Origin of the sequence: Clostridium sp. KLE 1755 (genome assembly GCF_000466465.2) — a bacterium.
GTDB lineage: Bacteria > Bacillota > Clostridia > Lachnospirales > Lachnospiraceae > Eisenbergiella > Eisenbergiella porci.
Genome location: NZ_KE992723.1, coordinates 16,556 through 43,404, shown reverse-complemented (window position 1 = coordinate 43,404; position 26,849 = coordinate 16,556). Strand labels below are relative to the sequence as shown.

Genomic DNA, 26,849 nt, shown 5'->3' with positions numbered 1-26,849 from the left:
GAGAGCCCCTGTGAGGCGGGAACGGGAGACTCCGGCATATTTTCAATCTGCCGGAGGACACCGCTATTATTCATTCATTTCCACTGCCAGCACATAATCTGTGGGATCCGGCAGCACGGGATCAGGGCCGAGGGAGGCGAACACAATATCAGGATAATCGCTGTGCACCCAGCTATCGGACACCGGGATTTCATAGCCGTCCGCCAGCGCCCGTATTTTCTTCACTCTGGATTTATCCAGACCGAGAAGGGGCACCGGGCCAATGGTATTTTCAAACATATGGAAATAACAGGTGTTTCCCTTCCTGGTAACCCGTCCGTAATCCGGCTTGGGAACGCCGGCCGGCCCGCAGCCGTAAATGCTGTCCCCGTTTTTCTTCATCCAGCGGCCGATTTCCTCCAGGATCTCCACCGACCGGGGCGGGAAATTGCCGTAGGCGTCAGGCCCCACATTCAGAAGCATGTTTCCGCCCTTGGATACGCATTCCACCAGCTTCTTGATAAGCATCGGGGCCGGCTTGTAAAAATGGTCCGTCCCGCAGTAGCCCCAGTGATTGTTCATAGTCACACAGGCCTCCCAGGCAAGCGGCCTGCCTTCCTTATCCAAAAGTCCGTTGGGAGGAATTATCTGTTCCGGGCTTACAAAGTCCCCATGATAAGGCGTGGGGCTGCATTCCGCCAGGGAACCCATTCCTTCCCCGCTCACCTCCAGCCTGTTATCGATGATCACCTGCGGCTGCAGGGAACGCACCATGTTGATCAGCCGGGTGGCGCCCCATTTTTCCCCGCGCATGTCATCGTAGGAGAAATCAAACCAGAGCAGATCCAGCTGTCCGTAATTGGTGCAGATTTCCTCCACCTGCCGGTGCATGTACTCGATGTACCTGCCAAAATCCCGGTTTTCATTTCCGCATTCCGGATGGTTGCGCATGGGATGGTTGCGATCCTGGTAATGGGGATAATCGTCATGATACCAGTCCAGCAGGGTGAAATAAAGCCCCACCTTCAGCCCCTCCGCCCGGACCGCCTCCACATATTCCTTCACCAGATCCCGCCCGGCCTTTGTATTTGTCGCCTTGTATTCCGTATACTTGCTGTCAAACAGGCAGAAGCCATCGTGATGCTTGGCCGTGAGCACCATATATTTCATGCCGGCCTGCTTTGCCATCCTCGCCCATTCCCTGGGCTTAAAATCCCTGGCGTCAAATTCCTCAAAATACTTCTGATACTCTTCAATTGTCATTTCCTCGGTGCTGCGGATCCACTCACCCCTTGCAGGAATGGAATACAGCCCCCAGTGGATGAACATACCGAACCTTGCATCCCGGTACCATTCCATCCTCTTCTCATATTCATCTCTGTTAAATTGATACATATCCTTTCCTCACCCTTTCACTGCCCCAATCATAACACCTTTTACAAAATATTTCTGCACAAAAGGATAAATACACAGAACCGGCAGGGAAGCCACAACGATGGTGGAATATTTCAGCAGGTCCGTCAGGCCTCTCTGCGCCGCAATGGCCGAAGCATCGCTTATCATCGTGTAATCCACCTGATTCAGAATCAGGATATCCCGCAGTACAATCTGCAGCGGCACCATTGTCTGGCTTTTCAGATAAATCATGGCGTCAAAGTAGGAATTCCATTTTGTAACCCCGTAATACAGCACAAGCACGGCCAGAATCGGCTTTGACAGCGGCACCACTACCCGAAGCAGATATTTGAAGGGCGTACAGCCGTCCAGCTGCCCCGCTTCATACAGTTCATCCGGAATGGAATTCACAAAATAAGTCCGGCAGATGATCATATTGTAAGTGGACATGGCGGAAGGGATGATCATTGACCACCTTGTATTTACCAGTCCCAGGGAATTTACCAGCATATATGTGGGAATCAGCCCGCCGCTGAAATACATGGTAAACACAAAGATCATTGCCACCTTGTTCCTGGCCGTAAATTCCTTTCTGGACAACGGATAGGCGCACATTACGGTCATGACGATATTGACTAATGTCCCCACTATCATATAGTAAAAGGAATTGGCAAAGCCGGTGAGAATATTCCTGTTCTTAAAAACCGCCTGATAGCCCCGCAGCGTAGGACGCACCGGCAGGAACCACACTTCATTGCTGATTACCGCCTGCGGGTCAGAAAACGAAGCGCTCACAATATAGACCAGCGGCAGAAATACCACCAGCATAATGGCCGCCAGCAGGATATAGATCAAAATGATAAATATTTTATCTCCCAAAGGAGCCTTTCCGAACTTTTTCAATTGATTTCCCATAACGCTCCCCCTTACCACAGACTGGTTTCCGTAATTTTTTTGGAAATCTGGTTCACCGTCACCAGCATGATGAAGCTCACCAGCGACTGGAACAGGCCCGCCGCCGTGGAGAAGCCGTAGTCTGCGTTCACCAGGCCGACCTTATATACGAAGGTGGCGATAACTTCGGATTTTGCCAGGTTCATGCTGTTCTGCATCAGGAATACCTTGTCAAAACCGATATTGATCATATTGCCGCAGGCGAAAATTAGCATTGTCACCACAGTAGGCCGGATAGCCGGCAGATCCACATGCCAGATTCTCTGCAGGCGGCTGGCGCCGTCCACAATAGCCGCTTCCTTCAGCTCCGGGCTGACGCCGGCCAGCGCCGCTATGTAAATAATGGCCGAATAGCCCGCCGTCTGCCACACGCCGCTCCATACATACAGGCTCCTGAAAATATCCACATCCCCGAAGAAATTCACCGGCCCCACGCCGAACAGCCCCAGCAGCTTGTTGATGATGCCGATACGCAGATCCGTCATCTGCATGAGCATGCCGACCATAACCACCGTGGAAATAAAATAGGGGGCATAGGTTATCATCTGTACAGTTTTCTTGAATTTTACCGCCTTCACCTCATTCAGCCCCACCGCCAGCAGAATCGGGATGGGAAAGCTTGCAAGGAGGCTGTAAAAGCCCAGCACCAGCGTATTGATAATAACCTTGGAGCTGGAAGGGGACAGCAGGAACTGTTTAAAATACCTCAAACCCACCCAGTCGCTGCCCCAGATCCCCTTTCTGATGCTGTAGTCCTTAAAGGCCAGAATCACCCCGCCCATGGGAATATAGGCAAATACAATGGCATAAATGAGCGGCACCGCTATAATCGCCCAGAACTGCCAGTTGGAATTCTTTACCCTGTTCTTATTTTTTGCTTTTACTTTCATCGCACCTGTTTTCAAAGCATTCCCTCCTCCTCTGCCTTAAGATCGAAATCCTTTGCTGCCCGGCCCGGCCTTCTTCTGTAGAAAAAGGCGCCCCCTTTTCCGGAGGCGCCTTCGCTCCTGACACCGGCAGCGCCTTACGGCAAATGCCATTTATTCCCGCGGCCGCAGGCCGGACTGATGCACGTATGCGTCCGCCTGGCGGCTGCCGCGAGGGTCAAATACCATTTTACTTTGAGCTTTGCCTGTCATATGCGGTCTGATAAACCTCCAGCAGCGTAGGCAGGCCTACGTTGTCAAAGCCTTTTACATAAGAATCCCAGTCCTTATCAAAGTCTTTTCTGCCGGTGATGAACGCAACCTTATTTTCTTCAATGTAGTTTTCCACTTCCACGCCGATGGTCTGGATTTTGGTGGCTTCCTCATCCGTCAGCTTCAGGTAAGGCAGCACATCCCAGTCGCCTTCCTTCTGTGCGTAAGGCTCCATTTTTTCCTTGGTGGCGTCATACAGCAGTTTTTCCAGCCCCAGTGAGGTTCCCACATCCACATTCTGATCCGTGCTTTCACCAAGACGGAACTCTGCGGGGAAATACTTCACCTGCACGTCCTGCCAGTCATGGTTCTGTGCCTCGCCTGAGTAAGGATTGAGCACCTCATACATGGCCGGTTCGCCGTTCAGACCCTTCTTTCCTTCCGGGTTCAGAACCCAGTCGGTGCCTTCTTCAGCGCCGTACTGAGAAGAAAGGGCGCCCTCTGTGGTAAAAAAGTAATCGATCCAGCGAAGCGCAGCTTCGGGATATTTACATTTATCGGTAACGAAGAAATCGCCTTCACCCAGGCCTGCATATTTCATGTAGGTAGCCCGTCTGGTTCCGTCCGGGCCGGCAATGGGAGCCATTACCTGATAATGTCTGTAGGTTTCATTATTGTTGTCCGCATCAAAATGGTTGGAAATGGTTCCGCAGGGCAGGAACAGAACCGGTTCGCCTTCCTGATTGGCCAGGGCGCGCAGCTGCTCCTCTGTCTGTGTGAAGTCGCCGTCATAAATAGCGCCCAGTTTATACAGGCTGTTCATATATTTCAATGCTTCCTTATACTCATCGGTATTGGCAATCGTCCTTATCTTGCCTTCCGGTGCCAGACCTACCTCCACGCGGTAATCCTGGGATTTGGAAGGGGAAAGTATGAAGGCGTTAGTCATCCATTCCTCAAATCTGGCATGCCAGCCGTCCTTCGCCCCGCCTACCGCTATGCCTGTAGGGTTGATTTCCAGGAATTTCTTACATGCGTCATAAAATTCATCCGTGGTGGTAGGGACATCGATCCCCATCTTGTCCAGCCAGTAGGTGTTCACCCACATTTTCTTGGCGTACATACAATGGTAGCATTCGTTAAGCCCGCAGATAGCGTAAATATGGCCGTCCGTCTGCCTGGTAGCATCTATATATTCTCCCATATTCGCCATATAGTTGGGCATATTTGCCTCAATTAAATCGTCCAGCTGCAGAAGGATGCCTTCCTTCACGCCGTATTTTGCCTGGCTGGGGCTTGCAAACATGATCATGTCCGGGTAATCGCCCGTACTGAAGGCCAGGTTCAGCTTGGTTTCCCAGTCATCCCTGCTGCCGGTCTCAAAGTTGATCTTGATGCCGGTCTTTTCTTCCATAAATTTAGTAAAATCATTGGTTGCGAAATCCTCCACGTTAGGCATGGATACGCAGAACAATGTCAGTTCTATAGGTTCCTTTACAATGGGATAGGTACCCGTCTCCGTAAGAATGCCTGTGGAGCCTGAATCGGCCTGTGCTTCACCATTCTCCGCTTTCTCCCCGGTACCTCCTGTTTCCTTTGTGGTGCCCCCGCCGCAGGCTGCCAGACTGAACGTCATGAGCAGGCAAAGCAGAAGCGCTGTTGCTTTTTTCAGCTTTCTCATTAATCTCCCTCTCCTTTCTGTAAATCAGCTCCATTATCGCTGTTTAGTCCCTTGAGTTTGTGCATCTTTCAGAACTATAATTTATTTTAAATGTATCTATAAGCAATTACTACGCACGATTTTTATTTTAGCCAGACATTTTTATGCAAAATGTCCGAAAACACCCATTTTACAGGCATTCCGGACATGTCTAAAAATGTGCGGCTTATTCCCACCGGAAATCACCGATACCGGACATGCTAAAAACCCGGGCTGCAACAGCAGGCGTCCCGGCGGATACAGGCAGCAGCCGGGGACCGATGATTACAAAAATATAATAATTGACACATGCATTTTCGTAACTTACAATGAAAACAGAGGTAACCGCATAAACGGTGAAAGCACCGGACAGTAGTGTGCTGAGCCAAAAAATAAGAAGCAGGAGGTGTTATTTATGTTGCATGAGGTAAGCTTTCCGTCTTACAACAAACGTGACGAGGTACAGGGATGGATTTATGTCCCTGCTGCCAGGCCGAAAGGGATTGTACAGATTATCCACGGATTCGGCGAGCATTCCAGAAGATATCTGCACATGATTTCCAAATTTATGGATGCAGGCTTCATCGTAGCTGCCGACGACCATGTGGGGCACGGGAAAACGGCAATGGTAAGCGGCGTCTGGGGCGACTGGGGCGATGCAGGATTCCACACCATGATGGAAGACGAACACACGCTGAAGGAACTAGTCTGTGAGAAATACCCGAACCTTCCCTATTTCCTTTTCGGGCACAGCATGGGCTCCTTTATCGCCAGGGATTACGCGGCAAAATACGGCGATGAGCTGGCGGGCGTCACCATCTGCGGCACCACGGGCAGCTTCCGCGGCGCGGCGGAAACCGCACTGCTTCTCAAAAAAGCCATGGACGACGGCCTGGGGACCGATTCCAATCCGGAATTTACCGGCGCCCTCATGGGCTGGATGTGTGAACGCTGTGACGACATTACCATCGGCAACGAATGGATCTGTTCCGATCCTTATGTCCAGCGCGACCACGCGGAGGATCCCTTCGACGCCTTCACCAGGCCCACCAGCAACCGGTCCATGTATGATTTTACCCAGATGATGCTGTCCATCGAAGGCACACAGTGGGCAGAAAAGGTGCCCACGTCGCTTGCCTTCTACAATATCGGCGGCGACCAGGATCCTGTGGGCGAGTACGGCAAGGGCATTTATGAGGTTTCAAACTGGCTGTGCGAAACCGGGCATGAGGTTACCACCAGGGTCTATTCCGGCTACCGGCATGAGATACATAATTACAGTGATATCAAGGATGAGGTGGAGGACGGCATCCTTCAGTTTATGCTGGCGGCGGCTCCCTCCTGATATAGCGGGAAACCCCGCAGGCCTTCACAGCGCCGGGACAACGTTAGCCGTAAGCTGAAGCTGCGTCCCCAACGCCGGTTACGCAGAACGCGGCTCTGTCCGAACAATCAGCAAAAGTGCAAGGAGCTACCACATGAAAAACAAGATGTCCGTACAGACAGCGATAGAAAAAATCACTTATGTTACCAGCAATTTTCCTGAAGAGCCGTTCCGCATACTGTCAGAAAACCCGCAGGAAGCCATCCCTTACTTAATGGAAGGCATAAAGAAAGCATTAACGGAACAGGATCGGCTGGATGTAAATTATCAGCTACATTTTTACGCGCTTTTTCTGCTGGCGGAGTTTGGTTATCAGGAAGCCTTCCCAACAGTTATGGAACTGATCTCCATACCAGCCAATACCTTAGATACTTTACTTGGCGGTGCAATTACGGAAGGACTGGATGATTGCCTTTACAGTCTGTATAACGGCGATATTGATTTGCTGGAATCCTACATTATAGAAACACAGTCCAACAGCTATGCAAAAAATGCTGCGCTCAGAGTCTATATTCAGCTATACAATGATGGGGAAATACAGCAGCAAAGGCTGATGGATTTATTCAAAAAGCTGATTTATGCGCCGGTGGTTGAGGACGACACCTTTGACACCATGGTTTCCGCTGCAGTCTGCGACTGCCGCCTGTTCTCCATGCTTCCTGACGTTAAATATATGTATGATTATGATCGGGTGGATGAATCTTATTATGGAGATTATGCAGATTGTGTGGATTCCATATTTAATTACGGCCCCTACCGTGAAAGGGGCCTTAATAAAATTAACAGTGCCGCAGACATGTTGAGGAACTGGGCTATGTTTGACCAGCCCACTGATTCTAAGTCCAAAAAAGACGCCACAAAAAAAGATTTTGAAAAAATGCTGCATAAAATGATTGCTTCCGCGCAGCAGCCGGTAAAAACAGAAAAAATATATCCAAACGATCCCTGCCCCTGCGGAAGCGGGAAAAAATACAAAAAATGTTGTATGAACAAAGCTGCCGATAAAAAGGAAGAGCTTACAATGGCAGCGGACAGGAAAAAATGGCTGGAAAGTTATCCTGAAGATCCCGGCTGCCGGATTGAGGGCCATATCTACCTGAGTGATTTCTATGACCGGGAAGCGATAGAAACGGATAAGCTGGTCTATCTCGCCCTGAAGCACCGGGCCGAATTTATTACCATGCGCGAAACACAGGAACAAAAAATCAAACGCCGGACTTATTATCTGCTCAAGGCCTTTTCCAGATATGCGGAGAGGTGCAAAGCGGAGGACATTCGTACCTTCCGGGAATATGATGATAAATACAGTATCCACTATACCAGCGCTGAATGGCTGAATTACCTGATACAGCTGCTGGAAGAACAAAAGCTTTCTGCGGAATTGAAAGAAGTAAAAAGCTTTTGTGCCGGAAGATAAGCAACACCAGTGAAAAGGGGCCGCATGCGGCCCCTTTTTGTTATGTTTTTCTGAAAGAACTATCTGCGTATATATCGCTGGTTCCGGCTTCTTGGCTTAAGTTGTGATATTAAAAAGCGGTCGATAATATTCCAAAATACTTTCCTCCGGGTTTAACTTACTTACTATCTTGCTTACTATCTTGCTGCCTTCAGTATACCACATTTTTATTAACTATTACAAAATTATTATAAAACAGGTAAGAATGCTTAGTCTATGATAATGCATCCCTTACCGCCCTTTCACCACAACATGCTTTCCCCGTTCCAGCGTATACTCCTTCCCGGCCGCCTTCAGCACGCCGCCGTCCTTATCCGTATACACATCCAGCACGCCGTCCTTCCAGTCCATCCACACCGTCCCTTCATTCACAGGGAAGCTGCAGGAAAAACTGTCAAACAGCTCCAGCTGCGGCTCCACCGCAAAGGTTTCATAGGCCGTCCCTGTGGGCCTGACACCCATGCAGTACCTGCCCAGCAGATAGATGGGGCTCGCCCCCCAGGCATGGCACAGGCTCTTGCCGTATTTATCCCCGTACATGCCGTACTGCTCTTCCTCCGGCTGTTCCGGCTTGTATTCCTCCCAGAAGGTATCCGCGCCCCGCTCCAGCATACCTCCCCAATAGCTTTTTAACGTATCCATCACCACGTCAAAGCGTCCCAGCTTTGCCAGCGCTTCCAACTCGTAGAACTTGAAATACGGCGTAGTGATCGCGGCAACCTCCTCATTCAGAAGAACCTTATGAAGGATGCTTTCCGTTTCCGCCTCATCCGCATAACCGAACAGCACGGCAAAAATATTGGCATGACGCGTTACATTCCTGCGCCCTGACTGATAGCTGTCAATAAAAGCGCCCTTTTCCTCATCCCAGAAAAACTGTCTGATATTTTTAAGAAGTGCCTCCTTCCGGACGTCAAATTCCTCCGCATCCAGCCCCAGCAGCCTGCGCACGGAAGCCACAGCCTCGTAGCTTCTGGCCAGCAGCTGCTGCTCCGCGCACAGTGTCCCTTCCTTGTCCAGCTCCGCCCAGTCAATATAGATCCAGTCGCCTTCCCTCCCGTATATAAAGCCCTGCTCATCCGTCTGATCCATGCAGTAACGCAGAAGGGATTCCATCCTGGGATATACCATGCGGATAAAATCCAGATCCCCCGACATGTTATAGTAATTTTCCAGGCTGATAATCCAGTACATGGAATAATCCACAATTGTATTGATATGCTCTATCACCGGATCATTTCCCCGCAGCGCCAGAATCGTCCGTTTGCAGATATCCTTGTCAAAAAACAGGTACTGGTTAATAAAATAGCTCTGATACGCATCTCCCGACCAGATCCAGCGATCCCTTTTCACCCCGTCCAGGAAAAAAATGCCGCTGGCCAGCCGGAACGTGGTATCCGCAACCTCCCAAATCCTGTTTATCAGCCCGTCACTACAGGAAAAGCTGCTTCTTTTCGGGAAATCCACATATTTATACAACGCTTCCACCGTAACCAGCGAAGCGTTTTCCCCCTCCGGTATAAAAAGATAACGGAAAGCCCTGAGCTTGGTATGATAGCGCTGCCCGGACTCCCAGCGCCCGAACGGGAAAGCTCCACAGTCCGCCTCTCTTTCAGGCCCGCTGGCACAGCCCGCCGGTACACTGTCCTTTTTCCCCGGGATTTCCAGTACCTGCTTCAGATAACACAGCTGCGTATCCAGCGCCTCCGTCCGGGATTCCCCGTAGCACAACGTCATCTGATCCGGCCTCTCCTCCCCGTTTATTTTTATCAGCGTATCCGCCGTCAGCTCCCTGCCGAAATCATACAGCACTCCCCCGTTCACCCGTTCTGTGGAGACAGGCCGGCATAATTCCTGCGTATATTCGAATATCTGGGGATCCTGTTGTGCCCTTACATACATGTCATTCCATCCCACCGGCACTTCGGGCGCCGCAAAATCCGTTACAGTCCAGTTCTTTCCCGAACGGATTACCTCTCCCTCCACATAGATGCAGGGAAGCCCGGTACGGTTTCCTATTACCACATCAATCCCTATTTCTTTTGCAGGACAGGAAATCCATTCCCCGATCGTATACTTTTTTTCCTGATAAAAGGGCTGTCCTTCCGGGAACCAGGACGGCGCCTTCTCCTCCCATTTTACCAGCACGTGGCCGATTCCCTTTGCTGTCACCCGAAATGCCGTCTCCTTTTCCAGCCGGCAGGACGCATGGAAAACCACATGATGGCGGCAGTCCGCTATATGCCAGTAGGCCGGCCAGAAAAAGCCCCGCTCCTCCCTGTCAAAATTCTGGCACATGCCGTGATAAATCTCAAAATCTCCGGGATACCATATCCAGTTCGCCATATTTTCCCCTTTCATAGCTGTGCAGCCGCTTTGCAGTCAGCGTTTTCTTTCCGCAATAAGGCCTTTTCTTATCCGCCGCACAACCGATTGTACTTTTATTTACAGCTATTATATAATAAGCCATGGGAGCTTCTAAACGTCCGATTCCCGTTTCCGGCTCCCATACTACGCCCAAAACCCAGTTGCTTCCTTACACATATTTCACAGGAGAACCGATGAAAAAACAGAAAAAAGCTTCCGTTTCCTCCGAGCAGGCCGTGGATATGCTGGTCCATAATAACTGGACCGCCTCTTCGGATCATCTGACAATTATAACGCCGCTGACCCTGTTCTATAAAATCAGGGATGAAAAAACAGGGAATCTCCTGCACGCCGCAGTCTATCCCGGCGCCATGAGCTGCGATTACCAGCCCAACAACGCCGCCCTGCACCAGCACGACCATTTTGAGCTGATGTATGTGCTTGACGGTGAGCTGACAAATAAAATCGAACGGATTTCCTATACCTATAAAAAAGGGGATGCCTGCCTTCTGAACCGCAACACCCGGCATACGGACATCCCGGGCCAGCGCTGCAGCGTAGTTTTTATCAACTTCCATGCGCAGTATATCCTGGAGCTTATGGAAAAAGATGTGCTTTTTGAATTAAGCCCCCAAATCACGCCCCCGGGCGGGGCTATCCATGATTTCCTGCGCTCCAACCTTCAGGGAGAGGAACGTTTTGCCAGAAATTATCTGGAATTTTCCTCCACCCTGCATTCCCTTGCCGCTCCGTCCGTAAGCCCTGCGGAGACGATCATTGACCAGCTGCAGCAGGAAATGGTGAGTGCCCGGCCCGGCTATTCTTACCTGCTGCGCGGCCTGCTGCTGCGCCTGTTCCACACCCTGGAGGACAAGACCAGATTCCACTGCAATTTCATGCGCCTGGATTCCAGCAATGAGGAATTTCTGTTCGCCCGCATTTCCAACTGCCTGGAGGAAAGCCACGGCAATATCTCACGCCCGGAGCTTTCCCGGGCGCTGCATTATAATGCGGAATACCTGAACCAGATTGTAAAACGGCGCACAGGTGCCAGTCTGCTGAAGCTGGCCGGACAGTACCGCCTGGATCATGCCAGGCAGCTTCTTACGAAGACGGACAAAAGCGTCACCGCAATTGTTGAGGAGCTGGGCTTCTCCGGCACCTCCCATTTCTATAACCTTTTCCGCAGGGAAACCGGCATGTCCCCCCTTGAATACCGGGAAAAAAATTCATAAAAAATACGGCGCACCGCAGATATCCTTTCTGCATAGCCGCCGTATTTTTCATATCAGATAAATACCTTTTGATCTCCTGTTTTCATTTATGGCACACCCTCATGGGAAGCTTACCGGTTTTTCGCCTTTGACAGATACTCGCTTAAAAGCTTAACCAGCTTTTCAATCTCAATAGGCTTGGTGGTATGGGCGTTCATCCCTGCATTGAGGGAGCGTTCCACATCCTCCTTGAATGCGTTGGCGCTCATGGCGATAATGGGGATTTCCTGCGCGCCCTTTTTACCGCTCTTTCTGATTTCCCTGGCAGCCGTAAGACCGTCCATTACAGGCATCTGTATATCCATCAGAATCAAATCATAATACCCAACCGGCCTTTTCAGATAGCTCTTCAGCGCTTCCTTTCCGTTCTTCCTGCGTTCCACCTGAAAATCGTAGCTGCCCAGCAGTGTCTGGGCAATCTCCGCGTTGAGATCATTGTCCTCCGCCAAAAGGATCCTTTTTTCTTTATAGGAAACGCCTTCCTGCGCCTCTGCCTGATCCTTTTGTTCCTCATTTTCCCGGCACTCGGATAATTTCATGGGAATGGTAAAATAAAATTCCGAACCGGCCCCCACCTGGCTTTCTATCTGGAGGGTGCCTCCCAGCAGCTCCACCAGATTCTTGCAGATGGCAAGCCCCAGCCCTGTGCCGGGCACTCTACTGATATTTTCCCCATCTCCCTGTTCGAACGCTTCAAAAATCACATCCTGGTTATCCTCACTGATGCCACAGCCCGAATCTTTGACACGGAATGTGAATTCCGCCTGTTCGTCGTCCCCGGGCGTCTCCTCCGCAATCAGTACCACCATCCCCATGGACTGGGTAAACTTAATGGCATTGCTCAGCAGATTGCCCAAAATTTCCCGCAGGAAAACCGGATCTGAAACCACGCCGGAATGCCGGATGCTGATAGCCCGTGTCAGGCCGACCCCGCTCCTGGAAGCGGAGAAGCTGTATTCGCTGATGATTTCCTCCAACAGCGAACGCAGATCAAAGGCAGTCTCCCGGCATTCCATCTTCCCGCTCTCAATCTTGGACATATCCAGCACATCATTCACCAGCATCTGCAGATGCTGCATGGAAAGCTTCATTTTATCCAGACAGTCCGTAATTTTGTCTTTGTCGTCCAGATTCAGCCTCGCTATATCGATCATACCCATAATACCATTCATAGGCGTGCGGATCTCATGGCTCATCTTTGACAGGAACCCTGTTTTAGCCGCATTGGACTGGATCGCGACCGCCAGCTCCATCTGCGCTTCCTTCAGACGTTCCCGTTCCGTCACATCAAGGAAGGTAAACTGGACGATGGCAGCGCCTTTATCCTCCATAATCCAGTTGGCGGTTCCCTCGATGGTAGTGGAGCCTCCGTCCTTCTTCGTCAGGTTGAAACGGACCTCCCTCTGTTCCCCCGGCTTGCCCAGGGAATGCATGAAGGCGCCGATCTTCGCCAGACAATTCTGGTGTTCGTCCTGCGGATTCTCATTAAACAGCTGCTTTTCGATATCCGCTTCATTTTTTTCATCCAGAACATCAAGCGCAATCCGGTTAATGCTCAGGATTTTATTACTTCTGATATCCACCTGAACGATTCCGCAAACCGCCGTATTATACAGAAGCTTATAGAGCCTGTCATACCTGTCGCGCTCCGCCTCCACCTGCTGCAGCGCACGCTTTCTTTCCGTGGTATCCATAAAGGTGCTCTGAATCAGCGTCTTTCCGTCCGGCGTGATGATTACCTTCGCCACTCCCGTTACCCAGCGTACACCGTCATGCTTTGTATAAACCCGGTGTTCAAATTTAACGCACTCCCCTTCTTTTTTCAGTGAAAGAAGCGTGCGCCGAATATAATCCGCATCCTCAGAAACAGATACCTCGGGAAGCGTCTGCGCCGTCTGCCTGCGGAACTCCTCCATGGATTCATATCCCAGCATCTGGAGCGCCTCGCTGTTGGCATTATAACAGCGCAGTGTGTTATCCTCTATTTCATACTGCACTATTCCGCAGACCACGTTCTGGTACAGCTTATTATAATAATCACGTTCCTTCTTAAGCTGTTCTTCATACTCCTTAATCAGAGAAATATCCGTAACAATACACTGCAGTTCAATGTGATGCTCCTGCCGGAATACCACGGCCTGCATGGAACACCAGCGGCTCATCCCATCCTTCTGCCACAGGCGGCATTCCGCCTTAAGAAGCCTGCCGTCTGAAACAGCCATCCGGATTTCGTCCTTTAATTCCACCCAGTCCGAGGCGTGAAGAAGGTTATCGAAACGATTATGTAAATCCAGGCGCATTTCCTCTGCTGAATAACCGATTAGGTCAAAAAAGCTGTCGTTTGCATATTCTATTACCAGTATATCGTCAAATCTCAGACGGAGCACACCGCCCGGGACGCTGTCCGTCAGATGCTTCAGGTCGAACTTGGCCGCCTCCAGACGCTTGGTAATGTCAAACATGGATACCAGAACCCCCTTGGGGGTATGAGCATGGTCAAAATACGGACGGATCCGCACCAGCCAGATTACGTTATTCTGATCCGTAATCTCCTTCTCCACAATTTTTCCCTGTCTTGACACATCGGTTACATCCTGTCTGAAGTCGGGATAGGAATCCAGAAAATTAATCTGGTTCACCGGACGTTCCAAATCCGTAATCCGCAGATTCGTATGCTGGAGCATAATGGGCGTAATTTTACGGATGTGCATCTTTTCATCCACATACAGCGCGCCCACATCCGCATTGAGCAGAAGGTTATCAAAGTCAGCATTGGCAGTGGTCAGCTCTACGATTTTATTCTGATATTCGGCATTTATCGTATAAAGCTCTTCATTGACCGACTGCATCTCTTCATTGGTGCTCTGCAGCTCCTCATTGGATGCCAGCAGCTCTTCATTGGTGGCCTGCAGCTCTTCATTGCGGGACTCAGATTCCTCCACCGCCAGCTTCAGGTTCCAGTTGCTCTCATTCAGCGCGGTCTCCAGCGCCTGGATCCGGCTGTCCTTCAGTTCCCGCAGGTCCAGCAGGTTATCCACCTTCTTCGGCTTTTCCTCCGCCTTGATCTGTACCAGATAATATTCCCCTTCTGTCAGATTAAAATAGCGCACCTTAACGCACAGGATTTCATTGGGATAATCCGACAGGCCGGTAGCCCGCCTTTCCACGATGCCGTCCGATATCTTCCGGGAATCCAGCAGCATACTATTGATAAAGGCAGCCAGGCTGGGGGAGAAAAAAGAATTAAGCCCTCCGTCAAACTGTCCGTCCTGCATCCTCATATACTGTCCGCCGCCCTGGATTACCTGTACGACCTTACAGTCCTCATTCAGCAGCACCGATGGTCCCGCCATGGCAAACAGCAGCTTCTCGGAAATGCCTGTAGAACGCAGGCCGTTTTGCACACTGCGCTCCCTCTTGCTCCGTTCCGGCTGATGCGTTAAAAAGTTCCCGCTCATATTCAACGCAGGGTACATGGAAATATCTTTCTTTGCATAGTTCTTGTTTTTGGAATAAATCTTCCATTTCTTGTCCAGCAGATTGTAGGCCTCGTCCATATCACCCATGGATTCACTGCTGCCCAAAAACACATAACCGTCCTCTGCCAGAAGCTGATAAAATGCCGCCAGCGCCTTCTGCTGCATCTCCGGCTTCACATAAATGAACATATTCCGGCAGACAATCAGATCCAGCTTGGAAAAAGGAGCATCCCTGAAAATATTATGCTTTGCGAAAACTATCATTTTACGGATTTTTTCACCGACCAGATAACCGCCGCTGGTATGCTCGAAATACTGATCCAGCATTGCCTGATCCATGTTTTCCAGAAGGCTTTCCGAATATATTCCCTTCTGCGCCGTGGCTATTGCATTCTGATCCACGTCCGTGGCAAATATCTTGACGTCTGCGGAAATATGCAGGAATTCCATGCATTCGCAGAGCAGGATTGCCAGGGAATACGCCTCCTCGCCCGTGGAACAGGCGATGCTCCACACACGGATCGCTTTCTTTTTCTTTAAGATCGGGATAATTACATTCTCTCCCAAATGGCGGAACGCTTCCTCATCCCGGAAAAAAGAGGTCACTCCGATGAGCAGATCCCTGTATAGCTGTGCCCGCTCCTCCTCCGTGGAGAGAAGATAGTCCAGATACTCTCCCATCCCATGGAATTTATTGAGGGCAATACGCCGCTCGATCCTTCTGTAAATCGTATTCGTCTTATAGATGGTAAAATCAATATCCGAATACAGGCTGATGGCATTGAGTATACAGGAATAATCCTCAGCCAGTTCCATATGCTCCAGCTCATCCTGGTGCATGGACTGAATGTGGGGATTTTTCAGATATTCCCTCAGTGAAGAGCCGATTTTCGACACATTCAGGGTCAAATCCACCATACCTGTGGAAATGGCGCTCTGCGGCATGGATGCATACTGGGCCTCGCTCGGCTTCTGGACAATTACAAGCCCGCCGTTTTCTTTGACAGATCCAATCCCGATGGCTCCGTCTGAGCCGCTTCCTGACAGAATAATAGCCACGGCATGCACATCGCTTACCGAAGCCAGTGATTGAAACAGCAGATTAATGGGCAGGTAAAGCTGGTTCCGGTCATGGACCGATTCCAGATGGAACCGTCCTTCCTTTATGGTCAATGTTTTTCCCGGATGATTTAAGTAAATGTGATTCGGCTTGGGTTCTGCTCCCTCTTCAGCCAGCTGCACCGGCAGTTTGGAGGATTTCTGCAGTATCTTATCCATCAGGCTCACGGCATCCGGTGACAGATGCTGGACAACAATAAAAGACGCCCCTGTGTCCACCGGCATATTCTGAAATAACTCCTGTAAAGCCTCCACACCTCCTGCGGAAGCCCCCACTCCGACATAGCATCGCACTTTCTGCTGATCCGGCCGGAAATTCTCCGCCGGTTCAGCTCCCTTCTCTCCCATGATATGCTCCTTTCCCCCATCAAAAAACACCTGACAGGGCTTTTACTCCATCAAGTATTCTTCCATTGTATCATCTTTTTTGATATCTTGCACATAATTTTAACGATCTGACATATTTCCTGGAAGAATTCTGGTATTTTTCAGTACAGGTGCGTCCGCTCTGCCTGTTTACCACGCAGGCCGCCGCGCAGACCGCAAGAAAGTGATTCAGGAATGCCAGAATCGATCCCAAAAGGCGGAAACGGGCCGCATTTCTGCCGCCCGTTTCCGCAGTAGCCCGGTGCAGCTTGAAACCGTCACCGTCTTTCTTTTATATGAAATGCCTTTGCGCCGGGATAAACCGCGCTGTTTCCCAGTTCTTCTTCGATTCGAAGCAGCTGGTTATACTTTGCCACGCGCTCCGATCTGCTGGGCGCGCCGGTCTTGATCTGGCAGGTATTCAGTGCAACCGCCAGGTCTGCAATGGTAGTATCCTCCGTTTCGCCGGAGCGGTGGGATACAATTGCGGTATAACCCGCGTTATGGGCCATTTTAACCGCTTCCAGAGTCTCGGAAACACTTCCGATCTGATTGAGCTTGATCAGGATGGAATTGCCGCAGCCCAGGGAAATACCTTTGCCAAGACGCAGTGTATTGGTAACAAAAAGGTCGTCTCCTACCAGCTGTACCCTATCCCCCAGCTCCTTTGTCATCATCTGCCAGCCTTCCCAGTCCTCCTCGTCCAGACCGTCTTCTATGGAATAGATGGGATACTTCTCGCAAAGCGCTTTCCAGTGAGCCACAAGCTGCCCGGAGGTAAATTTCTTCCCGCTCTTGGGGAGCAGGTATTCCCCTTTCTTTTCTCCCTTCCATTCGCTTGACGCCGCGTCCATGGCAAGGACAAAATCCTTTCCAGGCTCATAGCCGGCTTTCCGTACCGCCTCCAGTATTAACTGAATCGCTTCTTCATCACTGGACAGATTCGGCGCGAAGCCGCCCTCATCGCCTACGGAAGTTGCAAGCCCGCGGGACTTCAAAAGCGCTGCCAGCGCATGAAACACCTCCGTGCACCAACGCAGGCCTTCCCGGAAGCTTTCCGCCCCCACAGGCATGATCATGAACTCCTGTACATCCACCGTATTCGCCGCATGCGCGCCGCCGTTTAAGATATTCATCATCGGCACAGGCAGCCGGTTTCCTGAAACGCCGCCCAGGAAACGATACAGCGGCAGCTCCAGGGCTGCGGCAGCCGCTCTCGCACAGGCGATAGATACCGCCAGGATCGCATTGGCACCCAGATTGGATTTATCCTCGCTTCCATCTGCGTCAATCATAGCCTTATCCACGCCATAGGTATCGGAAGCGTCCATTCCCTTCAGCGTGTCGCAAATCACAGTATTGATATTATGTACCGCCCTGGTCACACCTTTTCCGCCGAAACGGCCCTTGTCGCCGTCCCTCAGCTCCAGCGCCTCAAACTCTCCGGTGGATGCGCCGCTGGGGGCCGCTGCGCGCCCCATAGCGCCGCAGGCCAGCGTTACCTCAGCCTCCACTGTGGGATTGCCCCTGGAATCAATAATTTCACGGCCGGTTACTTTTTCAATTTCCAGTTTTTTCATATTCGAATATTCTCCTTTCATAAGAATTTCAAAATCTTTTTGTCATTCACCACCATACAGGACTGCAAAAAGATAGGATTCAGATAATTCCTACCTCTTTAGTATGATTTATCTAAATCCTATTATATTCCTCTTTCCGTTATAACGCAACAGCCCCTGCGCACCATAAATGATAAATCTTTCCTGATAGCTATGGCAATTCACAGGCTTAAGCTGCCCCGATTCAGCTGATATAAAGAATCGGCGTATCCCCCAGAACCCTTCTGATTTCCCTCCGGAGGAACTCTTCCGCCTCAGCCCTGGCCTCAGGACGGTAACAATACCTCCCCCTGCCCCGCCCAGTCATCAGCTCCTGCTGATACAAATCCGGCGCCTTGGGAAAAGCATCCCCATTAATTGCCCGATGCACATAGCTGTATGTCATAAGAATTATCTCCAGGAACATTTCCTTTTTCATTTTAGGGGAAAGGCTCTGTGCGAGCTCCTCCAAAAGTCCAGTATACAGCCCCTTCCAGCCCTCCACCAGAATCACCGGCGCAATCAGCAGCCCGCAGGGATAACCGGCTTCACACATACGGTTTACCGCTCCGATCCGCTCCTTCAGGGAAGAGGTTCCCAGTTCAATCCGGCTGATAATTTCCTGCGGATTCACACTCATCCTGAAGATTATTTTTCCTCTATGCTCCAACGCCAAAAGCGGGTCAACCATATGAAACTTGCTGGGAAAAGTCAGGAACCCCTCCCCCTCCCTGGCAAACCGGGGAATCGTATAAAGCAGATTTCCTGTTATCGTATTTTCCAGCACCAGATCACTGTTGCTGCCGATTTCATAAGTCCGTCCCGGCTCCTTCGCCGATCGCCTGATAATCCGGTCCAGCATGCTCTCCCGGTTTACAAACAGCCTCAGATACGCGCATTTATTATAATTACACACAAGATAACAATAAAGGCACATGGCAGTACACCCCGAAGACGTATAAGGCACCAGATAATCCGAAACCTTATGATTTTCCGTATATTTATGTGTCTTTCGGATTCCCACGATCAGATTTCTTTTCATACGCCCAAATTCCGAATTCGGCTTCTCCTGCATCTCCTTTATAGAATTATGGCTCTCAATCGGTATCCAGGGCACCCCCGCAAATTTCTCCTCCAACTGCCTCCCCAGCTCATAATTCATACTCTCAGGTTCATAATAAACGGCATCAAATGATATCTCTTTCACTTTCCCCTGCTTCCCCCGGACACTCACGCCACATTGTATCCGGCATACTGATTCTGTAACTGTCCGGCACCTTAACAGTTTCTGCCGGGCAGCCGCTTCATTTTCACAGAATTAGTATGCGCCATCTCCCCGAAATCATGTACTGACATAAATCATAAACTATTACCCTTCCTGATAAAAATATAAAATAACCCTGCAGAAAAAAGCGGCGGCGGCATCCCTGTACATCCCGCCATTTTCAGACACGAAGAAAGGCCGCGGAATCCATCCGCGGCCTGCCGTAACTTTCTTTTCTGCGGCGATACGCCGCAACCTGATTATATCTATTCCAGAATCTTTCTGTTATACTTTTCTTTCTTCTTATAAACCTCCTGGCCGCCGTGCAGCTCCTGCCTAAACTCCCTGAGCCGCTGCTCCTTCTGAAGGATACGCTGTGCGCCGATGGTATTGTACCGGTAGCTTTTGAATATATGTGAAAGGCTGATGCGGACATACTCCATTCCCTGAGCCATGGCAATATCCACCTTCATCAGAGAAAGCAACAGCATGTGATATGCCTTACTCCAAAAGCCTTTTCCCGCCTCCGTCTCCCTTACCAGCCAGGCAAAAAGCAACAAAAGAAAAACGCCGTCCAACAAAACAAAAATTGTTCCCATCATAATCCTCAACCTCTTTTCCATCATTGAAACGCTGTTTACGGGAACCATGTTTTTCCTTATGTCTATATGCTAATCATAGCCTTTTTGCAGGGAAGAGTCAAGGATTCCGGCACATTTTGGCTGTGAAAAAACAGCCGCTTTTCTTATTCTTCCGAATCTGTCAGCAGACTTTTATAACGCCTTTAACGATATCCGCTTTGTTATGAACGCAGGAATCCAGCGCATTTTTTATGTCATCCAGCTCAAAGTAATCGGTAACGATGTCCTTGATACGGATTTTCCCTCCTGCCACAGCCTCAATGGCCATAGGGTAAATATTCCGGTAGCGGAATACGGTCTTAAAGGTCAGTTCCTTATCCAGCGCCATGCCGATGGGCAGGGTCATCTCACCTGTTGCGCTGTAGCCAACAAATACGATAACAGCGCCTTTTTTAGCCGCACGGATCAGCTGGGACGCGGTAATCTGGCTGCCCGCCGTCTCGATTCCCAGGTCTGCGCCTTTTCCTCCGGTCAGTTCCCTGATCCGTTCCACCGCATCCTCTTCTTTTCCGTTAATCACATAGTCCGCGCCCAGCTCCAGCGCCTTATCCAGACGCTTCTGCATCACATCCACCACAATGATTTTGGAAACGCCCATAGCGCGCAGTGAAAGCAGCGTACACAGACCAATACAGCCCGCTCCGGTCACAACCGCAGTCTGGCCCAGATGTGCGCCTCCCTGGTTCGCCGCATGCATGCCTACTGCAAGAGGCTCAATCAAAGCGCCCTCCATGGTGCTCACATTCTCCGGCAGCTTAAAGCAAAGCCCTGCTTCATGCGCCACATATTCCTGAAATACACCGTCCACAGGCGGTGTGGCAAAGAAAATCACATCCTCGCACAGATTATATTTTCCTTCCTTACAATGCTCACAGTGGCCGCAGGTCTTTCCCGGCTCCAGAGCCACCCTGTCGCCCACCTTTAAGTCCGTGACGCCCGCGCCTGTCTCCACTACGGTGCCGCCCGCTTCATGCCCCAGTACAAAAGGCGGTTCCACGACAAAATCCCCGATCCTTCCTGATTCATAATAATGCAGATCAGAACCGCAAATACCCACGTACTCCACTTTTACCAGCACCTCATTATCCGCCGGCACGGGAATGGGACGTTCCTGAATCTCTACCTGGGAAATCCCTGTCATAACCGCCGTTTTCATAGTTCCTTCCATTGCTAACCCTCCTGTATGCAACCATTTAGAAGATAAAATCCTCCAATTTTACTACAATTATATCATAGCCGGGTTTCAGAAAAGACGCCAGTCAAATATGGGGATTTATTTGTCAAAAATGTGCAAAACCGTCCGTTGCAACGGCTGCTGAAAAACTGCGGGCGGCAATAATGGCGGCGCCGCAAACCGAGGGGATAACCGTCAATCGCGATGGTAGAGGTCTCTTGTGTAGACCTTGTCCCATATTCCGGCACGTCCCTGTAATTGACCAGGAGCTGCTTGGTATCCTTGGGAAGGCAGTAACCGCCGCAGCCAAAGGAAGGATTGTTGTAGTGGGTGCCTATTCTGGGGGCCAGGCCCACGCCCTCTATGATCTGTTTTGTATTCAATCCTCTGACTTCCGCATAGGTATCCAGCTCATTAAAAAAAGCACACTCTCAGCGCTAAATACGTATTGGCAAAAAGCTTTACCGCTTCTGCTTCCGTCGGGTTGATAATCAATGTCGGTATATCTTTTTTGACAGCCCCTTCCTGAAGCAAATTTACATACAGGCCGGCTTTCCTGTTTATCTCCTCATCTTCCTCCGGGACTCCTTCAATTATTCGGGACGGATATAAGTTATCATACAATGCATAAGTACCCTGCCTTTTGATTTCCCGTCTGATCAGAAATAAATTAAACTGTCGTATCTTTTCCATTTTGTTCATGCTTTCTGCCACTCTGTCCATTCCGTCTTCCCGGTTTCCTTTATATAATGAATATATTGGCATATCCGCCGCGCCGTTGCTTTTTTCCGCACTTAAAAACTGGCGCATTTCAAAGGAACGGCAGGCGGAATCCGGTTGATTTCATTTAACAAGATACACAGGAGGGGACACATGAAACCAAACAAACATTTAAAAGAACTGGACGGCCTTCGCACCAGATTATATGATTCGGAGCTGAAGCGCCGTGAAGAAGAAAACAGAAGCTATATGATGCATCTGGAAAACCGCTTTCTTCTGCTTAATTTCAATCTGGAGGCCGGAAGGGATACTTCCGACAACGTCATAGAAGGAATGCACGGCGGCTGGGAATTTCCCACCTGCCAGCTGCGGGGACACTTTCTGGGGCACTGGCTGTCCGCTGCCGCCATGCGTTATCATGCTGTGGGGGACAAGGAAATCAAGGCCAAAGCCGATGCGATTGTGGACGAGCTGGCGGAATGCCAGAAGGCAAACGGTGGACAATGGGCCGGACCGATTCCGGAAAAATACCTGTATCGGATCGCCCAGGGAAAGCAGGTATGGGCGCCCCATTATACAATCCACAAGGTATTTATGGGCCTGCTGGACATGTATGAATACGCGGGAAATGAAACCGCGCTGGAAATTGCTGAAAATTTTGCGGACTGGTTTTACGACTGGACCGGACGTTTCAGTCGGGAAGAAATGAATGATATCCTGGATTTTGAGACCGGCGGCATGCTGGAAATCTGGGTGGAGCTTTTTGCCGTTACCGGAAAAGAAAAATATAAGACGCTGATGGAGCGTTATTACAGGGAGCGTCTGTTCGATCCGCTCCTTCGCGGAGAAGATGTGCTGACAAACATGCATGCCAACACCACCATCCCCGAAGTCATCGGCTGCGCCCGCGCTTATGATGTGACAGGGGATGAAAAATGGCGTACCATAGCGGAGAATTACTGGAAGCTTGCCGTAACGGACCGGGGAATGTACGCCACCGGAGGACAGACCTGTGGAGAAATCTGGACGCCTATGAAACGCTTAAGCGCGAGACTTGGACAAAAAGGACAGGAACACTGCACTGTTTACAACATGATGCGGCTTGCCGGATTCCTGTTTCGCTGGACCGGGGATCCCTCTTATGCGGATTATCAGGAACGTCTTCTTTACAACGGCCTGATGGCGCAGGGGTACTGGCAGAGCACTTTAAGCCACGGCTTTACCAGCCCTTACCCTTCCCATGGGCTTCTTACCTATTTTCTTCCCATGCAGGCAGGCAGCCGCAAAGGCTGGTCAAGCCAGAAAAGCGATTTCTTCTGCTGTCACGGCACGCTGGTGCAGGCCAACGCCGCTTTCAACAGAGGACTCTACTACCAGTCGGAGGATACGCTCTACGTCTGCCAGTACCGTGACAGCCAGGTTACCTTTAGCATAAAGGATACTCCTGTCACCCTGCTGCAGAAACAGGATCCGCTCACAGGCAGTTCCCACCTTGCAAGCACCTCCTCGGAAAAACAGTCCGTACTGGAGGACACCCGCAAGTATCCTTCCCAGCCGGACTGTTTGGTTCCCTGTCTGAAAATTGAAACGGCAAAGGCGGTGGAAATGACCCTCCAGATCCGCATCCCCTGGTGGATTGCAGGCGAAGCACAGATTCTGGTAAACGGCGAAGAAATCTGGCGCGGCAGCGACGCCGTCTCTTTTGTCCCGCTGAACCGCACCTGGAAGGATGGGGATGTGGTGCGCATCCTGCTGCCGAAAGCAGTAAAGGCATGCCCCCTGCCCGATGATGAAACTATGACGGCCTTCCTTTACGGTCCCGTAGTGCTGGCGGGTCTTACCGACGAGGAGCGCACACTGCACGTTCCCGACCTCTCCCGTCCGGAACAAATCCTTGTCCACGATAACGAACGGGAATGGGGAAGCTGGAAATCCACCTTCCGCACCACCGGCCAGGAACGGGGCATCCGTTTTATCCCGCTGCATGATGTGGGCTATGAGCCATACAGCATTTATTTCCCTGTAAAATCAGACAGGTAAAAAATATAGCCTTCGGCTGCATGTCAGCCAGGTAAAACACAGTTTCCGGGCGCATGCCTGACAGGTAAAAATCATGGCTTCCGGCTGCATGCAGCCTGTTATATCAGGCCAATCAGCTCCCGGCAGCTGCCATCCCGCAAAAATACGGGTATCACGGAAAGCGGCGCCTTTACGGAAACCGTCTGTCCTCCCTCATAGGCCGTACCGTCATGAAGCAGCGTCCAGGTATGGCCTTCCGGGAGGTAAACCGCTCTTTCCATCGCATCCTCGTACAAAACCGGGGCTACCAGCATATCGCTTCCGAACATATACTGTTCTTTCATTTCCCAGCAGCACTCCTGTCCGGGAAATTCATAAAACATGGGGCGCATCACCGGCCTGCCGTACTGATGCGCTTCTTCCATCAGCCGCCTGGTATAAGGCCTCATGGCATCGCGCAGCCGGATATAGGCTGCCAGTATCTTTTCATTTTCCTCCCCGAAGCTCCATACCTCATTGGGCCCACCCGTATGCTGATGCTGTCTGCCGTCCTTTCCCGTCACTCTTTCTGCAGGAAGCCGGTCGCCGTGAAGGCGCATCACCGGGCAGAAGGTTCCCCACTCAAACCAGCGGACCAACAGCTGACGAAAGGCCGCATCCTCCGGATCCCCTCCCGTAAAACCGCCGATATCCGTTGTCCACCAGGGAATTCCCGCAATCCCCATATTCAGCCCCGCGCATACCTGCCTGCGGAAGGTTTTCCAGTCGGAGTGGATATCCCCGGACCAGACAAGAGCCCCGTACCTCTGGCTCCCGGCCCAGGCACAGCGCACCAGGTTCACCGGCTTCTCCACCCCTTCCCTGCGCAGCCCCTCATAAAAGGTCCGCGTAAACAGCTGGGGATACAGATTCCCCACCTGCGCCTGCGTTCCCATCCTGCAGCGGTAATTGTCATAATCATAGGTGGTAAAGCCCGGCTCCGCCTCATCCAGCCAGAAAAGCCTGATCCCTTTTTCCAGATAATTTTTCCTGCATTTTTCCCAGAGATAATCTCGTGCCTGCGGATTCGTCACATCGGTAAAGGTACTGTTTTCATTAAAAAGCTTTGCCAGATCAATCCCCTTCTCCGCCTTAACCAACAGCCCCTTCTGCTTCATTTCCTCATAGTTTTCACTGGTCCAGGCCACCTCCGGCCATACGGAAACCATCAGCTGCACGCCAAGCTCCTCCAGCCTTTTCACCATTCCTTCCGGATCCGGGAAAAATTCCTCATCAAACCGGAAATCCCCCATTCTTGGCCAATGGAAAAAGTCACATACAATCACATCCAGCTTAATCCCCTTTTGATGATAGGTTTCGGCCACCGAAAGAATCTGTTCCTGGTTCCAATAACGCAGCTTGCACTGCCAGAAGCCCAGCCCATATTCCGGCATCATGGGCACCCTGCCCGTGACCGCTGAATAAGCGCACTCAATTTCATCCGGCGTATCTCCTGCCGTAATCCAATAGTCCAGCTGCTTCGTGCTCTGGGCAAACCACTCCGTAGTATTGGCCCCGAAGCTCACACGCCCCACCGCCGGATTATGCCACAGAAAACCATACCCCAGGCTGGAAAGCAGAAAAGGCACGCTTGCCTGGGAATTTCTCTGCGCCAGCTCCAGGTTGCAATACTTGATATTCAGAAAATCCTGCTGATACTGCCCCATCCCATACAGCTTTTCCTCCGGATCGGATGCGAAAGTCACAGCCAGCTGGTAATCCCCGCCGATGACCGGCTTGAAAAAACGGCTCCTCCGGTTGAGCGCGCCATCCTCTCCCGCCTCTGCCAAAAGCAATTTCCCCTCACTGTTGTAAAAAGAAAGCACAGCGCCGGAATTTTTCCCCTTTTCCATCACCCCAATAATTTTCCCATTCCTGATTTCACTTCTCTCTTCCCCAACCGTGATTACAGCCTCCGCCCTCTCCTGCGGCAAAAGCGCATAATCCGTATCCTCCGGCTCCCGCAGCATGGCGCTTCTCACCCGCAGTCCGTTTTCTCCCCACGGCTCCACAATCAGCGTCTCTCCATCCCAACGGCAAACCAGCCTGTTTGCCTCCTGAAACATCCTCTCCATAACAATCCTCCCGTATCCTTTCCCCTGCAATCAATCCAATCCGTCTGCCCTCTGCAGCTCCAAAACCTCATGCAGGACCTCGCACCAGTTATTCCATAGCCGTTCATAATCCTCCCCCGAAATCACCCGCTCTTCCAAATCCGCAACACTGCGGATTCCCCGCTTTCTGCAGGCATCCGCACAAAGCCTGTAAGCCTCCCAGTCCAGCTCATCCTCATCCCAGACCAACGGAATCCTCTCAAGCCCCGCAAGCCAGGCCGCATAAGCCCGGGTATGCCCGTCCGTAAAAATAACCTGCCCATCCAGCTCCTTCACAGGCACCGCCTCAAACCCGGACAAATCCCCCGGCTCAAACCAACGCCCAATCTGCTCCAGCTTCTCCTCAGAAATATAGAACTGCGATGGCTGAATATCCACGATCCTCAAATCCCTGATCTCCATATTTCCTCCTCTCTACGCTAATAAACACGCTCGCAAACCTTCCATTATATCAAAGCAATATATCCACTCTTTCCCTGCCTTTAATATCCCCAGGACTCCCCCGACATCCCCCTCCTACAGTAAACGCCTAAAGCATCCTCAATCGAATTATACCATACTTCTCTCCTTTTTCCATATCGTTCCCCCTCCACATCCCCTTCCTTTTCTCCACAAAAAAAGCCGCCGCCTCAACTCTGCAATCCTACGATAACAAAGTCCACGCGACAG

The 26,849-nt window shown here is 50.9% G+C and carries 17 protein-coding genes and 1 pseudogene; 4 read left to right on the top strand and 14 right to left on the bottom strand.

Features of this window, described 5'->3' with window-relative positions:
* Window positions 1–66: 66 nt before the first annotated feature.
* The 4 genes from HMPREF1548_RS16185 to HMPREF1548_RS16170 form a co-directional block, all read right to left on the bottom strand.
* Window positions 67–1,374: an alpha-L-fucosidase gene (locus HMPREF1548_RS16185; protein WP_021637418.1), complete on the bottom strand. Its 1,308-nt coding sequence runs from the start codon at window positions 1,372–1,374 to the stop codon at window positions 67–69.
* A 9-nt stretch (window positions 1,375–1,383) separates the two neighbouring features.
* A complete protein-coding gene (locus tag HMPREF1548_RS16180; protein WP_021637417.1) occupies window positions 1,384–2,289 on the bottom strand; it encodes a carbohydrate ABC transporter permease in 906 nt (301 codons plus the stop codon).
* 11 nt (window positions 2,290–2,300) lie between these two features.
* Window positions 2,301–3,233, bottom strand: coding sequence for an ABC transporter permease (locus tag HMPREF1548_RS16175; protein ID WP_242991312.1), 933 nt, complete (start codon window positions 3,231–3,233; stop codon window positions 2,301–2,303).
* 211 nt (window positions 3,234–3,444) lie between these two features.
* Window positions 3,445–5,148 carry an ABC transporter substrate-binding protein gene (locus HMPREF1548_RS16170; protein ID WP_021637414.1) on the bottom strand — a complete coding sequence of 568 codons (1,704 nt, stop codon included), beginning with the start codon at window positions 5,146–5,148 and terminating at the stop codon, window positions 3,445–3,447.
* Window positions 5,149–5,581: 433 nt separating this feature from the next.
* Between HMPREF1548_RS16170 and HMPREF1548_RS16160 the strand changes: the two genes are divergently transcribed.
* Window positions 5,582–6,511: an alpha/beta fold hydrolase gene (locus HMPREF1548_RS16160; protein ID WP_021637412.1), complete on the top strand. Its 930-nt coding sequence runs from the start codon at window positions 5,582–5,584 to the stop codon at window positions 6,509–6,511.
* Window positions 6,512–6,644: 133 nt separating this feature from the next.
* Complete coding sequence (locus HMPREF1548_RS29565; protein ID WP_021637411.1) at window positions 6,645–7,967, top strand: DUF1186 domain-containing protein; 1,323 nt, start codon at window positions 6,645–6,647, stop codon at window positions 7,965–7,967.
* A gap of 270 nt (window positions 7,968–8,237) precedes the next feature.
* Here the strand turns inward: HMPREF1548_RS29565 and HMPREF1548_RS16150 are convergent, their stop codons facing one another.
* Both HMPREF1548_RS16150 and HMPREF1548_RS29560 read right to left on the bottom strand, forming a co-directional pair.
* Window positions 8,238–10,352, bottom strand: coding sequence for an alpha-L-rhamnosidase-related protein (locus HMPREF1548_RS16150; RefSeq protein ID WP_051358416.1), 2,115 nt, complete (start codon window positions 10,350–10,352; stop codon window positions 8,238–8,240).
* The gene (locus tag HMPREF1548_RS29560; protein ID WP_021637408.1) at window positions 10,318–10,527 is read right to left on the bottom strand and encodes a hypothetical protein; all 210 of its coding nucleotides are present in this window, start codon (window positions 10,525–10,527) and stop codon (window positions 10,318–10,320) included. Before HMPREF1548_RS29560 ends, HMPREF1548_RS16150 begins: the two co-directional genes overlap by 35 nt.
* Window positions 10,528–10,567: 40 nt before the next feature.
* Between HMPREF1548_RS29560 and HMPREF1548_RS16140 the strand changes: the two genes are divergently transcribed.
* Window positions 10,568–11,608 carry an AraC family transcriptional regulator gene (locus HMPREF1548_RS16140; RefSeq protein ID WP_021637407.1) on the top strand — a complete coding sequence of 347 codons (1,041 nt, stop codon included), beginning with the start codon at window positions 10,568–10,570 and terminating at the stop codon, window positions 11,606–11,608.
* Window positions 11,609–11,718: 110 nt separating this feature from the next.
* Here HMPREF1548_RS16140 and HMPREF1548_RS16135 read toward each other — a convergent pair whose 3' ends face one another.
* The 6 genes and pseudogenes from HMPREF1548_RS16135 to HMPREF1548_RS29555 form a co-directional block, all read right to left on the bottom strand.
* A complete protein-coding gene (locus tag HMPREF1548_RS16135; RefSeq protein WP_051358415.1) occupies window positions 11,719–16,593 on the bottom strand; it encodes a CheR family methyltransferase in 4,875 nt (1,624 codons plus the stop codon).
* A 296-nt stretch (window positions 16,594–16,889) separates the two neighbouring features.
* Entirely contained in the window at window positions 16,890–18,191 is a 1,302-nt protein-coding gene (eno, locus tag HMPREF1548_RS16130; protein ID WP_035322466.1) for a phosphopyruvate hydratase, read from the bottom strand.
* Window positions 18,192–18,414: 223 nt separating this feature from the next.
* Window positions 18,415–19,407 carry an SPL family radical SAM protein gene (locus tag HMPREF1548_RS16125; RefSeq protein ID WP_035322472.1) on the bottom strand — a complete coding sequence of 331 codons (993 nt, stop codon included), beginning with the start codon at window positions 19,405–19,407 and terminating at the stop codon, window positions 18,415–18,417.
* A gap of 332 nt (window positions 19,408–19,739) precedes the next feature.
* Entirely contained in the window at window positions 19,740–20,075 is a 336-nt protein-coding gene (locus tag HMPREF1548_RS16120) for a hypothetical protein (protein ID WP_157065696.1), read from the bottom strand.
* A gap of 160 nt (window positions 20,076–20,235) precedes the next feature.
* On the bottom strand, window positions 20,236–21,282 hold the full coding sequence (locus tag HMPREF1548_RS16115; RefSeq protein ID WP_021637400.1) for an NAD(P)-dependent alcohol dehydrogenase: 1,047 nt from the start codon (window positions 21,280–21,282) through the stop codon (window positions 20,236–20,238).
* Between the two features lie 245 nt (window positions 21,283–21,527).
* Window positions 21,528–21,915: pseudogene (locus tag HMPREF1548_RS29555) on the bottom strand (UDP-glucose 6-dehydrogenase); the annotation flags it as partial.
* Window positions 21,916–22,161: 246 nt separating this feature from the next.
* Between HMPREF1548_RS29555 and HMPREF1548_RS16105 the strand changes: the two are divergent.
* Window positions 22,162–24,048, top strand: coding sequence for a beta-L-arabinofuranosidase domain-containing protein (locus HMPREF1548_RS16105; RefSeq protein ID WP_021637397.1), 1,887 nt, complete (start codon window positions 22,162–22,164; stop codon window positions 24,046–24,048).
* 98 nt (window positions 24,049–24,146) lie between these two features.
* Here the strand turns inward: HMPREF1548_RS16105 and HMPREF1548_RS16100 are convergent, their stop codons facing one another.
* Together HMPREF1548_RS16100 and HMPREF1548_RS16095 are read right to left on the bottom strand one after the other, a co-directional pair.
* On the bottom strand, window positions 24,147–26,141 hold the full coding sequence (locus tag HMPREF1548_RS16100; protein ID WP_035322463.1) for a glycoside hydrolase family 31 protein: 1,995 nt from the start codon (window positions 26,139–26,141) through the stop codon (window positions 24,147–24,149).
* A gap of 30 nt (window positions 26,142–26,171) precedes the next feature.
* Entirely contained in the window at window positions 26,172–26,582 is a 411-nt protein-coding gene (locus HMPREF1548_RS16095) for a hypothetical protein (protein ID WP_021637395.1), read from the bottom strand.
* Between the last annotated feature and the right edge of the window lie 267 nt (window positions 26,583–26,849).

What these genes read in the sequence shown, in the direction of transcription:
- HMPREF1548_RS16135 (WP_051358415.1), bottom strand. Translation starts at nt 16,593, where the DNA reads ATGGGAGAGAAGGGAGCTGAACCGGCGGAGAATTTCCGGCCGGATCAG.
- HMPREF1548_RS16160 (WP_021637412.1), top strand. Translation starts at nt 5,582, where the DNA reads ATGTTGCATGAGGTAAGCTTTCCGTCTTACAACAAACGTGACGAGGTA.
- HMPREF1548_RS16180 (WP_021637417.1), bottom strand. Translation starts at nt 2,289, where the DNA reads ATGGGAAATCAATTGAAAAAGTTCGGAAAGGCTCCTTTGGGAGATAAA.
- HMPREF1548_RS16170 (WP_021637414.1), bottom strand. Translation starts at nt 5,148, where the DNA reads ATGAGAAAGCTGAAAAAAGCAACAGCGCTTCTGCTTTGCCTGCTCATG.
- HMPREF1548_RS29565 (WP_021637411.1), top strand. Translation starts at nt 6,645, where the DNA reads ATGAAAAACAAGATGTCCGTACAGACAGCGATAGAAAAAATCACTTAT.
- HMPREF1548_RS16140 (WP_021637407.1), top strand. Translation starts at nt 10,568, where the DNA reads ATGAAAAAACAGAAAAAAGCTTCCGTTTCCTCCGAGCAGGCCGTGGAT.
- HMPREF1548_RS16095 (WP_021637395.1), bottom strand. Translation starts at nt 26,582, where the DNA reads ATGGAGATCAGGGATTTGAGGATCGTGGATATTCAGCCATCGCAGTTC.
- HMPREF1548_RS16120 (WP_157065696.1), bottom strand. Translation starts at nt 20,075, where the DNA reads ATGATGGGAACAATTTTTGTTTTGTTGGACGGCGTTTTTCTTTTGTTG.
- HMPREF1548_RS16105 (WP_021637397.1), top strand. Translation starts at nt 22,162, where the DNA reads ATGAAACCAAACAAACATTTAAAAGAACTGGACGGCCTTCGCACCAGA.
- HMPREF1548_RS16100 (WP_035322463.1), bottom strand. Translation starts at nt 26,141, where the DNA reads ATGGAGAGGATGTTTCAGGAGGCAAACAGGCTGGTTTGCCGTTGGGAT.
- HMPREF1548_RS16150 (WP_051358416.1), bottom strand. Translation starts at nt 10,352, where the DNA reads ATGGCGAACTGGATATGGTATCCCGGAGATTTTGAGATTTATCACGGC.
- eno (WP_035322466.1), bottom strand. Translation starts at nt 18,191, where the DNA reads ATGAAAAAACTGGAAATTGAAAAAGTAACCGGCCGTGAAATTATTGAT.
- HMPREF1548_RS16115 (WP_021637400.1), bottom strand. Translation starts at nt 21,282, where the DNA reads ATGGAAGGAACTATGAAAACGGCGGTTATGACAGGGATTTCCCAGGTA.
- HMPREF1548_RS16185 (WP_021637418.1), bottom strand. Translation starts at nt 1,374, where the DNA reads ATGTATCAATTTAACAGAGATGAATATGAGAAGAGGATGGAATGGTAC.